General features: G+C 47.0%; 9 protein-coding genes. 7 read left to right on the top strand and 2 right to left on the bottom strand.

What is annotated here, in order from left to right; translation table 11 throughout:
- Positions 1-6: 6 nt before the first annotated feature.
- The 4 genes from BN93_RS11615 to BN93_RS11605 all read left to right on the top strand — a co-directional run bounded on the left by BN93_RS11615 (position 7) and on the right by BN93_RS11605 (position 4490).
- Positions 7-879 (top strand): DUF4296 domain-containing protein, encoded by an 873-nt coding sequence (locus BN93_RS11615; RefSeq protein WP_232211176.1) that lies wholly within the window; start codon positions 7-9, stop codon positions 877-879.
- Positions 843-1058: a hypothetical protein gene (locus BN93_RS17665; RefSeq protein WP_157462812.1), complete on the top strand. Its 216-nt coding sequence runs from the start codon at positions 843-845 to the stop codon at positions 1056-1058. Before BN93_RS11615 ends, BN93_RS17665 begins: the two co-directional genes overlap by 37 nt.
- 107 nt (positions 1059-1165) lie before the next feature.
- Positions 1166-2818 carry a M23 family metallopeptidase gene (locus tag BN93_RS11610; protein WP_019188492.1) on the top strand — a complete coding sequence of 551 codons (1653 nt, stop codon included), beginning with the start codon at positions 1166-1168 and terminating at the stop codon, positions 2816-2818.
- A gap of 19 nt (positions 2819-2837) precedes the next feature.
- On the top strand, positions 2838-4490 hold the full coding sequence (locus BN93_RS11605; protein ID WP_019188491.1) for a dipeptidase: 1653 nt from the start codon (positions 2838-2840) through the stop codon (positions 4488-4490).
- Between the two features lie 423 nt (positions 4491-4913).
- Here BN93_RS11605 and BN93_RS11600 read toward each other — a convergent pair whose 3' ends face one another.
- Positions 4914-6188 carry a M64 family metallopeptidase gene (locus tag BN93_RS11600; RefSeq protein ID WP_044260592.1) on the bottom strand — a complete coding sequence of 425 codons (1275 nt, stop codon included), beginning with the start codon at positions 6186-6188 and terminating at the stop codon, positions 4914-4916.
- A 211-nt stretch (positions 6189-6399) separates the two neighbouring features.
- The gene (locus BN93_RS11595; RefSeq protein WP_019188489.1) at positions 6400-7314 is read right to left on the bottom strand and encodes a glucosaminidase domain-containing protein; all 915 of its coding nucleotides are present in this window, start codon (positions 7312-7314) and stop codon (positions 6400-6402) included.
- Between the two features lie 203 nt (positions 7315-7517).
- Between BN93_RS11595 and BN93_RS11590 the strand changes: the two genes are divergently transcribed.
- The 3 genes from BN93_RS11590 (at position 7518) to BN93_RS11580 (ending at position 12121) form a co-directional block, all read left to right on the top strand.
- Complete coding sequence (locus BN93_RS11590) at positions 7518-7901, top strand: 2-amino-4-hydroxy-6-hydroxymethyldihydropteridine diphosphokinase (RefSeq protein WP_019188488.1); 384 nt, start codon at positions 7518-7520, stop codon at positions 7899-7901.
- Positions 7902-8040: 139 nt separating this feature from the next.
- Entirely contained in the window at positions 8041-10002 is a 1962-nt protein-coding gene (locus BN93_RS11585) for an ABC-F family ATP-binding cassette domain-containing protein (protein ID WP_019188487.1), read from the top strand.
- A gap of 85 nt (positions 10003-10087) precedes the next feature.
- Positions 10088-12121 (top strand): M13 family metallopeptidase, encoded by a 2034-nt coding sequence (locus BN93_RS11580; protein WP_019188486.1) that lies wholly within the window; start codon positions 10088-10090, stop codon positions 12119-12121.
- Positions 12122-12538: the final 417 nt, after the last annotated feature.

The raw sequence follows: 12538 nt of genomic DNA, 5'->3' as shown, positions 1-12538 counted from the left end.
AATGTGGTGAAAACGATTGTTGGCGTATTCATGTTCGCTTTGCTCTTGCTTACGGCCCAAGGTTGTAAGCCAGGCGTGCCTAGCCAGTACATCCAGCCCGGCGAGATGGAAGACATTCTCTACGATTACCACCTTGCAGGGGCAATGGCGCGTAACAGCATGGGCGACGGAAAGGACGAATACGCCTATCGTTTGGCCGCATTAAAGAAACATGGCGTAGACCAAGCGAAGTTCGATTCGTCGATGGTTTACTACATGCAAAACACCAACATGCTCCACGATATATACCAACGACTTTCGAAAAGACTTGAATCAGAAGAAATGGCATTAGGCGGAGCCGCTGCCAATTACGACCGCCTTTCGTCTAAGGGCGATACGGCCAACGTATGGAATGGCGACCGTTCTGTGGTGTTAACAAGTCAGATTCCTTATAATATGTACTCGTTCGCCATAAAAGCCGATACGAGTTTCCATAAGGGCGACCGCTACTTGTTAGAGTTCGATGTTCAATTTATCTTCCAAGAAGGCGTGCGCGATGCCGTGGCGGTACTAGCTATGACCCTTGCCAACGACAGCGTTGTGGCGCAGACCATACATATATCATCGCCCTCGCACTTCACCTTACAGCTTAACGACAGCGAGCGACAGGGTATTAAACGGATAAACGGATACTTCTTGCTGAACAACGAGAAAGCTTTTGGGGGCATGCAAACCACACTTCGACTGCTGCCCATCTACAATATTAGGCTAATCAAGATGCGTGCAAACGCTCCCGAACAGCCAAGTAATCAGCCCGAGCCCAACAAGATAGACTCGGCTGTGACCATAGACGACCCGAAACAATGGATGAACGAAAGCTCTACGCTGCCAACACGATAGTTCACGGCGACGTGATACTGAGGAATGGAGTGGTGAACATAGCCAAAGGCGCAGTGCAAAGCTATTCAGCTCTCGACGGCGAACAGGCCAATACCATTTGGCTTGGTGGCGAAATTGTTCTGAAAGAGCATGAGAAAGGGGAACTTCGGGCATTTCACAAGGGCGTGTTACTAGAATAAGTGCAAGCCAATAGCTGCTCTTTCAGTTGTATTTGCCCTCCACAGGCACGCCCCTATAACTTAAACATTGCCTTTCTACCTTTTAATTAATAAGTAACAAACATGGCATGACGAACATCATACTATCTATAATGCTGGCGGCCAATGTGCTTTTTGGCTCTCCTGTAAACTATCCCATCTCTTTGGCTGGTAACTTTGGCGAGCCTCGCCCCAACCATTTTCATGGCGGAGTGGACGTAAAGACCGATGGAGTGGAGGGAAAAGCCATCTTTTCCATTGGCGATGGCTACGTGTCGCACGTCTCTGTGGGCTACGATGGCTTTGGAAATGCCGTCTACGTACACCATCCCGAAGGCTATACCAGCGTATATTGCCACCTGAAAACATTTACGCCTGCTATCAAAGCTATGGTTAGGAAGTGGCAGTATGTCAATAAACAGTCTACGGGCGACATCTGGTTTAAACCCACCGACCTACCTGTTGTAAAGGGACAACTCATTGCCATTAGCGGAAATTCGGGCGCATCGGAGGCACCGCACCTGCATCTTGAATTGCATGAAACACGTTCGGGCGACATGCTCGATCCTCTCGACTTCATCGGACACCATGTTAAAGACGCCCTGGCACCCATGGCGCACGGCTTTATGGCCTATCCCGTTAGTGGCGAAGGTGTCTTTAACAACAATCCCGGCAAGTCTTCGCATTCGTTCTCCTCACACAATTTGCCCAATAAGTTCATCGCTTGGGGTAAGGTGGGCTTTGGAATATGGGCCAACGACTACATGGAAATAACCTATAATAGATATGGTGTTAAGAAGACAGAGTTGTTGGTTGATGGCAAAACCGTTTTCAAAAGCAACGTCAATCGTATTCCTTACGAAAAGACTGTTCAGGTAAACGCATGGGGCGACCATGAACATTTCTTGCGATATAATGTGTGGTACATGCATTCGTTTCTCTATCCGGGCATGGGATTGCAAATGTTATCTGCCGACAAAAACAAGGGAATTGTGAACTTTAATCAAGAACGTGATTACCATATAGAATATGTGCTGACCGACTTTAAAGGCAACACAAGCCGATATACGTTCACCGTGGCGGGACAAAAACGCGCTTTCGTTCCGCAACGGCAAGCAAGTACGCTACGGAGTGTGTACTGGAACAGGCCATACGCCATGCAAACAGATGGTGTGCAGTTGTTGATAAGGCCCAATTCGGTTGCCAATGCCATTACCTTGACACCGACTATAAGTTGTAAAGACGACGCTCTCTCCAATTCTTGCACGTTCACCAACAGTGCCCAACGGCTTTTCCGTCCTGCACGAATAAGCTTGAAATTGACGAAGAAGGTAAAAGACACTTCTAAACTATACATCAGTGGGCGCGGTTATGTTACGCGCTATCTGGGTGGAACATACGAAAAAGGCTGGGTTACGGCCAACATGCGCGACCTTCATTTGCAATATTCCATCGAATACGATGACGAACCGCCTATTGTTTCGCCTGTGGGACAAGGCAATTGGAACGCTACGAAAACCATCAAGCTAGGACTTACCGATGCGAAAAGCGGCGTAGACACCTACCAAGGCTACATAGATGGGCAGTTCGTCTTGTTCGAAGACGTGCCTTTAAGTCCGTGGGTGGCGTGCAAGCTGGCCGAAACACCAATCAAGCGCACAGGTAAACAACGCCGTTTAACGTTCTTCGCCACGGACAATCAAGGCAACAAAAGACGTTTTGAAACAGATATTCTTTATTAATCAAACTAATTATACAGTTATGAAGAAGCTATTGCTAATTGCCGCCTTCTCCCTAGTTGGGCTGGGCAGCTATGCTTGCACCAACTTTATTGTGGGTAAAAAGGCAAGCAAAGACGGGTCGGTCTTCTGCACATATAATGCTGACGACTACGGTATGTTCATCGGATTGTGTCATTTCCCCGCAGGAAAGCACGCCAAAGGAGAAATGCGTAAGGTGTTCGATTGGGACAGCCACAAGTATCTGGGCGAAATTCCAGAGGCACCTATTACCTATAACGTTATCGGAAACATCAACGAACACCAAGTCTGCATTGGTGAAACCACATACGGAGGACGAGAAGAAATGACCGACTCAACGGGCTTGATAGACTATGGTTCGCTTATATACATCGCCTTGCAGCGTAGCAAAACGGCACGCGAGGCTATCAACGTGATGACCACTTTGGTAAACACCTATGGCTATTACTCTGGTGGCGAAACTTTCACCATCTGCGATCCCAACGAGGCTTGGATTATGGAGATGATGGGAAAGGGCGCAGGAAGTAAAGGTGCAGTGTGGGTTGCGGTGCGCATTCCCGACAACGCCATTTGCGCTCATGCCAACCAAAGTCGCATAACAAAGTTTATGCAATACCCCAAAAGCGACGTAATGTACTCGAAAGACGTTATCAGCTTTGCACGTTCAAAGGGTTGGTACACGGGTAAGGATAAGGATTTCTCTTGGCGCGATGTCTATGGCGAACCCACTTTCGGAGGAAGAAGGTTCTGCGATGCACGTGTTTACAGTTTCTTTAACCGCTTTGCCGACAACTTCGACCGCTATTTGCCTTGGGTTCTTGGCAAGGACCCCAATGCCGAAGACATGCCTTTGTGGATAATTCCCAACAAGAAAGTAAGTTTCGAAGACGTTGCTGCTGCCATGCGCGACCATTACGAAGGAACGCCTTTGGCACTGGACAGCACCAATGTTGGTGGAGGCATCTGGCAAATGCCTTATCGTCCCACACCGCTTTACTATACGGTAGACGGTAAAAAATACTTCAACGAACGTCCTGTATCCACCCAACAAACCGCTTTCAGCTTTATTGCTCAACTGCGTTCTTGGTTACCTAGGCAGATTGGTGGCATCCTTTGGTTTGGCAACGACGATGGAAACATGGTTCCCTATACGCCCATCTATTGCGGAAATACCGTTCAACCCGAATGCTATAACACGCCTGGTGCCGATGCTTTGAACTTCTCGGACAAGAATGCGTATTGGGTTTGCAACTGGGTTAGCAACATGGTTTACCCACGTTACAGCCTTCTTTTCCCGCCGCTTAAAGCAATGCGCGACAGTCTTGAAAACAGTTATTTGGCTCAACAGCCACAAGTAGAGAAACGTGCAGCCGAACTTTACAACACAGACGTATCGAAAACCATTAAATATCTGAACGATTATAGCAACGAGCAGGCACAATCTATGTTGAAGAACTGGAAAGAATTGGCCACCTTCCTTATCGTAAAGTATAACGACATGGCTGTTAAACCCACCGAAGGACGCAGTTTCAAACGCAACAAGGAAGGTCTTGGCGCAAAGGTTCAACGCCCTGGCTATCCTGAGGCTTTTGCTCGCAAGCTGGTAAAGGAAACGGGCGACTGGTATCTTGTACCCGAAGAAAAGAAAAAGTAAGATGCTAAATATTGGGTATTAAAGGCACAAGGTGCGTTGTGAAAGCTGTGTCGCTACAAGTCAAGTCTTAACCACTGATTTGCCTTTAACCATACACGAAAGCTCCACTGCATGGCCATATCCTTTGGTCGGCAGTGGGGCTTTTCTTTGTTTCCACTCACGTTGATATAAGCAGGACCAATAGAACTTAGCTTATAGACGAAAGGAGTTTCTTTTGGAACGTTGGTTGTACACCGCCGTTTCGTTGTCAATCTGTTAGTGAAAACTATCTGTATAGCGGCTACAAACACGCTTGTACTCACACTACAAGCGGCTCGTAGTGCGAGTACAAGCGTCTTGTAGTGTCAATACAAGCCCCTTTGTAGTGTCAGTACAAGGGGCTTACAAATTGGTGTTCCAAAGTTTATTCTTGGCGTATTTGGCCTATTTGGTATAGAAATCAATAAACCTTGTTAGGGCTTGCTTACACACAGGGCAGAACTCTGGAAACTCGTTTGTGCGCATCCTGCAATCTTGATAGCCACGATAAACACCTTTTAGGCTATATCCGGCACCTTCGTAAGCACCAACTGTTTTCTTATTCTTCTCGGTTGCAGGTGTTGGTATCGGGGTATTCTTCTTAACGAGGTTTTCCCATTTCCCCTTGAAGTCCACTAATGTAGTGAGGTTCTCCTCCCAAGGTTCGATGTCGCGTGGGTACATTGAAATGCTTTCGGCCTCATAGGCATATTCATCACCTAACCCTGCAAAGCTATGTCCAAACTCATGTACGACCACTGGTTTGAACTTCTCGTGGTGGGTCATCGACAGGTTATAAGAGTTAAGTATGCCACCGCCGCCATACTTTTCAGTGTTCACCAGTACGATAATATGTTCGTATGGCGTGCCGGCCAACCAGTCGTGCAGTTCAAATAGGTTCAGTGTGGTAAGGTAACGGTCGCTATAAAACGTGTCGAAGTGCGAGTGCAACGCCGTATTTTTCCATATTCCCTTAGAGGGTTCGCTTGTGCCGCTCTCCTTTGAGGACGATTTCACTGCCACAATGTTAAATCGGTTGCGTGTAGACTTAAATGGTTCGTGGGCGAACAGGGCCTCGGTTGCCGCTTTGGCATCTTTTAAGAACACGTCCATTTCCGCATCTGTGTAGCCTTCTGCAACGTAGGCGATGTGGATGCAATGGTTCGGATCGGCTGCCTTCTGGATCGTTTCGTAAGGCGTAACGGATGTTTCGCCTATTTTTCTAATCAAGATGTCCTTTGGAGCCACCGTGTGCGTTAGGCTAGCCACAACCTGTCGGCGGTTGTTTCGCAGGTCGATGGTAATCTCCACCGTGTCTTTTGGCATTGGAACGAGGAACACATTTTCGAAAGACTTGGACGACGACTTGGCCTCGTCGTAGGTAAGCCATTCTTGAAACAGCGTTGAGAAAGAGTTGCGGTAAATCACTTGCTTGTCTTTCTTCCGCCTAACAGTAATCTGTCCGTTGCCTTCAACAGGTATTTCTGCAAGTCTTTGCCGTTTGCCGTACCATCCAGGCATGACGTTTAGCTTGGCCACAGAAATCTCTTGTTTGTTTACATTCCCGGCAAATGTGTAGTCAATGCGCAGGGTTCGGTTGTCAAACTCGTCGTCGAATCGTTGCGACCACGCAGTCAAAGTACTCGCCAAGGCGAGAATTGATAGTAGTAGTGTCTTCATTTTATAGTATGATGTTAAACGATAATAATTGTCTAGAATTGTTAGATGTAGGCAGATTGCCGCATGGTGTGGCTGCTTGTTGGCGTTTGCGGTTCGGGCCAAATGCGCACCCGTGCACTACGTCACCGCTAGTTGTGGCAAACAATGCGCTCACGCCCGCACTATGGGGCGTAAGCTGTTGGCGTTTGGTTGTCCATTGTGCAGGCGGTTTTTAATAAACCCTCAACACGGCACCAACCTTTATCTGGTAATCTTCGGGCAAGTCGTTCATCTTGTACAGGCTCTTCACGCGGATGCCGTACTTTTGTGCGATGTCGTACATGCTCTCGCCAGGTTTAACCACGTGTGGCCTGTCCTTGAATTGTTTCTCTGCATGCTTACGCTTCTTTTTGAGATAGATGATGTCGCCTTCGGCCAGCACGTCATTCTTAGAACGTTCGTTGGCTTTGGCAAGCGACCTAGCCGAAAGTTCCAGTTCTTCGGCCAACGATTTAAAGGTATCTCCTCGTCTTGCTCGGAGATAGTAGTTGTCGTTGTACTTGTATATCGGGTGCAGGCGCATGTTGCTGCTACCCGGCAGATAGTTGCCTGCATGTTTGGCAAAAAACTTGTCGTAGTCTTTTGCCGAGTCGTACAAGTATAGCTTATACAGCTCAATTACATTAATCAGTTTCGTGGCATAACCAGGGTCTGTGGCATATCCGCATGCCTTTAATCCCTTGGCCCATCCACGATAGTCGTTAGGCGCGAGTGCAAAAAGCGACTTGTAACGGTCGCGCTTTAAAAACTGGCTATGGTCTTCGTAGCTTTCTTTCGCACTTTTGTACGACCTAAAACATTCGTTTTTGGCATCGTCGTCGTGGTAAGTCTTACGTCCTGTCCAGTCGTGACACTTAATGCCAAAGTGGTTGTTGCCCTTTTTTACCAGTGCGCCCTGTCCTGCGCCGCTCTCCAATAGCCCTTGCGCCAACGTGATACTGGCGGGAATGCGATGTTTGAGCATCTCTTCGATGGCCAGATCCTTATATTGACTGATGTAGGTTTGGTACACCGAATTCCACCGCAGCTGTGCCGAAACGGGGAGTACAAGTGCTATTGTGGTAAGCAGAACAACTATTTTCTTCATATAAAACTGATTTTAAGCACAAAAGTAATGATTATTATTGTAACTTCGCACAGTCGGACAAGCATATTATAAGTATTTCAACCATTCTTCACCTTGTTGCGCCGTTTTTATAAACAATTAGCTATTGCACGAAAAGTTTTTGCCTACACTGGCTTATAAATCGCGTTAATTATGTAAATTTGTATGCCTAACATTTTTATCCAATGAACCAACAAACGCATTACATCTTATTGGCCTTGGGGAGCAACATCGCAGCCGAACAGAATATAGACCATGCCAAAGCACGGTTGTTGACTGTTTTCCCGCAATTGCAATTTTCGCGTTCGCTTATCACTCCCGCAATAGGCATCGTTTCGCCACCATTTACAAACTGTTTGGCCGAAGGGTATTGCAGTATGCAGTTAGAAGAGTTGCTCGTTGCGCTCAAAAACATTGAGGCGGAGATGGGAAGTGTGTCCGAAGAGCGGAAGAAAGGCATTGTGAAGATAGACATTGACTTGTTGCAGTTCGACGGCACGAAACGTAAAGCAGACGATTGGAGTAGGGATTATATCCAATTATTACTTAAAGAGTTAAGCGGTAAATAAGAAATCAACGCTTAAACAGCAAAACAACCAACTGCATTTGGCAAACAACAAAAATGTAGTTGTAGCTAAGCTAATCCTAAAACAAACGTCCATACTTTCAAACAAAATGATTAACTTTGTGCGAGTAAATAGCAAATAAATGATTTCAGTTGAAGGTTTAACGGTTGAGTTTAGTGTAAAGCCGTTGTTTAAGGACGTTAGTTTTGTGGTGAACAATCGCGACCGCATTGCTTTGGTTGGCAAAAACGGTGCAGGCAAGTCTACCATGCTCAAAATATTATGTGGAAAACAAAAGCCCACGGCTGGCAATGTGTCTGTTCCTTCGGGAACAACTGTGGGATATTTACCACAAGTAATGGTTCTTGAAGATGATACAACGGTGAAAGAAGAGGCCAGGAAGGCCTTTGCCGACAATACGGAATTGAAGGCACGCGTTGAGCAGTTGAACAACGAACTGAGCGAAAGAACCGACTACGAAAGTGAGGATTACATGGCTCTCGTTGAACAATTTACCCACGAACACGAACGTTATCTAATGCTGGGTGGCAACAATTATGAGGCCGAATTGGAGCGAACGCTCATCGGGTTGGGGTTTGATAGAAACGACTTAGACCGCCCCACGAGTGAATTTAGCGGTGGTTGGCGTATGCGTATCGAGCTGGCAAAGATTCTTTTACGCAAACCCGACGTGCTGTTGCTCGACGAACCCACCAACCATTTGGACATCGACAGCATTCAATGGCTCGAACAATTCTTGGCACAGAGCTCTGGCTCGGTGGTACTTGTCAGTCACGACCGTGCCTTTATCAACAACGTAACTAACCGCACGCTAGAAATATCGTGTGGAAAGGTGATTGATTATCGGGTGAAGTACGACGAATATGTTACGCTAAGGGCCGAACGAAGGGAACAGCAACTGCGCGCTTACGAGAACCAACAAAAGGAAATAGCGGACATGAAAGACTTTATCGAGAAGTTTCGCTATAAACCTACGAAGGCTGTTCAGGTGCAGAGCCGCATCAAACAGTTGGCTAAGATAGTGCCGATAGAAGTAGACGAGGTGGACACTTCGGCTTTGCGATTAAAGTTTCCGCCCTGTTTGCGCAGTGGCGACTATCCCGTTATATGCGACGATGTGCGTAAGGATTATGGTGAGCACACTGTTTTCGACCATGTTACGTTTACCATTAAACGAGGTGAGAAGGTTGCCTTTGTGGGTCGGAACGGCGAAGGTAAGTCTACCCTAGTGAAGTGCATCCTCAATGAGATACCTTACACGGGCGAATTGAAGATTGGTCACAATGTGCAGATAGGCTATTTTGCACAAAACCAAGCCCAATTGTTAGACGAAAGCCTAACCGTTTTCGAAACGATTGATAATGTGGCGAAAGGCGATATACGCTTAAAGATACGCGACATACTGGGCGCATTTATGTTTGGGGGCGAGGCTTCGGACAAGAAAGTGAAGGTGTTGAGTGGCGGCGAACGGAGTAGGTTGGCTATGATTAAGCTGCTGTTAGAGCCTGTTAACTTGCTTATACTCGACGAACCCACCAATCATCTCGACATGCAGTCGAAGGATGTGCTGAAAGAGGCCATCAAAGCGTTCGACGGAACGGCCATCGTGGTTTCTCACGACCGTGAGTTCCTCGACGGATTGGTATCGAAAGTGTACGAGTTTGGCGAGGGTAGGGTGAAAGAACACCTTGGTGGCATATACGATTTTATACGCACTGCGGCCGCAAATCAGCCCGATAACGCCACATCTGCCAACATCGATAGCCTTTTGCATACGGCTGCGCCCGCTCCAACCAAAACGGACGAAACGCCAAAAGCCGATAACGAAAGTTATGCACAGCGTAAAGATCGGATGAAGAAGGTGAACAAAGCCGAAAAAGCCGTTAAGGAATGCGAGGCACGTATTGCATCGATGGAAAAGCGCATTGCCGAACTTAACGAACTGCTAAGCGACGTGAGCAACGCCTCGGACATGACGCTCGTGAGCGAATATACCTCCGTGCAACGTGCTTTGGATAGCGAAAACGAAAAGTGGATGGAGCTGAGCCAAACCCTTGAAGAGCTGTCGAGGCAGGTGTCGTAGAGGTAGATAGTAGCCCTTTGTCTCGGTGAACATATAACTAGTACTAAATATTTAATCATCATTATCCAATAACAAAAAAAGAATCATGAACATGAAACAAATCTTTCCTGCGCTCTTGATGATGGCCTCGCCCACGTTGGGCATGGCTCAGGGGCAGTCGGGGCTAGTGATGTCAGACCTTGACAAGTCGGTTCGTGCGGCCGACGATTTCTATCAGTTTGCTACGGGCGGTTGGCAAAAGAACAATCCGTTGCCGGCAGCCTATTCGCGCTATGGAAGTTTCGACCGATTGCAAGAAGACAACAACAAGCGCATTAACAACATTTTGGGCGAACTACTGAAAAAAAAGTTTAAACCAGGTAGCACGGAGCAGAAATTGTCCGACTATTACAAGCTGGCTATGGACTCTACTCGCCGCGAAAAGGAAGGACTTGCACCTGTTGCAGCCTTGATTGCAGAGGCGGAAGGGGCTAAAACCAAGGCCGACCTTGAACAATTTCAACTTAAATATGCCGTTTATGGTTACGGCGTTGGTTTCGGTTCGTATTTCGCTGCCGACGAAAAAAACGTAACGATGAACATCTTGACTATCGGTCAGGGTGGTTTAACGCTTGGTCAGAAAGACTATTATGTGAACAACGACCCCGCCACGGTAGCCATTCGTGAGGCTTTTCGCAAGCACATCGCACGCATGTTCCGTCTTTATGGCTTTAACGAGGCACAAGCCGATGCCCGTCGCGACGCTATTTTCCGCATGGAAACGGCATTGGCGTTGGTGTCGAAGAGCGTAACCGAACTGCGCGACCCACAAGCCAACTACAATAAGATGACCTTGAAGGAATTTAAGGAAAACTATCCCAACATAAATCTTGAAGCAATGGCTAATGCCGAGGGCGTGAAATCGGCCTATATTCAGGAAATGATTGTGGGGCAACCTGGGTTTATGGAGGGCTACGACAAGCTTTATGCAGCCGCAACGGCCGATGACTTGCGCGCACTTATCGAGTGGGACATCATTCAAAGTTCAGCCTCGTACCTCACGAACGAAATTCGTTTGGCCAACTTCGACTTCTTTGGCAAGACCATGAGCGGCCGAAAGGAAGAATATCCGTTGTGGAAACGTGCCACAAACCAAGTGGAAGAGCAGATGGGTGAGGCATTAGGTAAGATGTATGTTGCCCGTTATTTCCCCGAAACGTCGAAGAAGATGATGGAACAGCTGGTGCGCAACTTGCAAATTTCGCTTGGACAACGTATTGATGCACAAACATGGATGAGCGACACCACAAAAGCAGCTGCGCATAACAAGCTAAACAAGTTCTATGTTAAGATTGGTTACCCCAACAAATGGATAGATTATAGCAAACTAACCATCGACCCAACGAAGTCGTATTATGAGAATGTGCTTGCTTGCCGAAAGTTCTCGCACGATAGGCACATTCTAACAAGAGCGGGTAAGCCCGTCGACCGCGATGAATGGTTGATGACCCCGCAAACGGTTAACGCTTACTACAATCCTACAACCAACGAAATTTGTTTCCCCGCTGGTATCTTGCAGCGTCCCTTCTTCGATCCTAAGGCCGACGAGGCTTATAACTACGGCGCTATCGGCGTGGTTATTGGTCATGAGATGACACACGGCTTTGACGACCAGGGCAGGCAATACGATGCCAACGGATATATGAATGATTGGTGGACTGCATCTGATGCGAAAGGATTTGAAGAGCGCGCTAAACTTTATGCCGACTTCTTCTCGAACATCAAAGTTCTTCCCGACCTCAACGCCAATGGTCAGTTTACGCTCGGCGAAAACCTTGCAGACCACGGCGGATTGCAAGTAAGTTTCAATGCTTTCAAAAATGTTGAGGCAAAAAAACACCTTAAAAACATCGACGGCTTTACGCCCGAACAACGTTTCTTCTTGGCTTATGCTGCTGTTTGGGGACAAAACATCACCGAACAAGAAATTCGTAACCGCACAAAAGCCGACCCGCATGCCCTGGGTAAATGGCGTGTAAATGGCGCTTTGCCCCATATTGATGCCTGGTACGAGGCTTTCGCTGTGAAAGAAGGCGACAAGTTGTTTATCCCTAAGAGCCAACGTTTGTCGCTTTGGTAAAGTGATAAGACCGTAAACACTTAATTTACCGTTGCTCGGTGGGGTGCAGTTAAGGCCAAGTTGGCCTTGCACCTATCGGGCAACGGATTCTTTTTGCAGCCATCTGGCATTGTTTGTCCTCCTGTCTTTACTTTGCGCAATGTTTCTAGTGCAAATTTTAATATTAAAACTGTCTTGACTTTTAATCTTTCAATACATTGATAGGTGTTTGTTATCTTTGTGGTGCCAATACAAGATAGATATTTCTTCATATACAAAGTGTAGGATAAATCAACTCACTGGCTTATACATTCATGAAAAACCAACAACTTCCAAATACATCAACTCAACGACTTAGAAACACAACAACTTATCAACTTGCAAACTCAAGAACTCATAAACTTATCAACTCATCAACTCATCAGCTCACAAGCTCAC

The sequence above is a fragment of the Prevotella conceptionensis 9403948 genome, assembly GCF_000312305.1.
Taxonomy (GTDB): Bacteria; Bacteroidota; Bacteroidia; order Bacteroidales; family Bacteroidaceae; genus Prevotella; species Prevotella conceptionensis.
The sequence above is the reverse complement of the archived record's forward strand: the minus strand, read 5'-3'. Positions and strand labels throughout refer to the sequence as shown.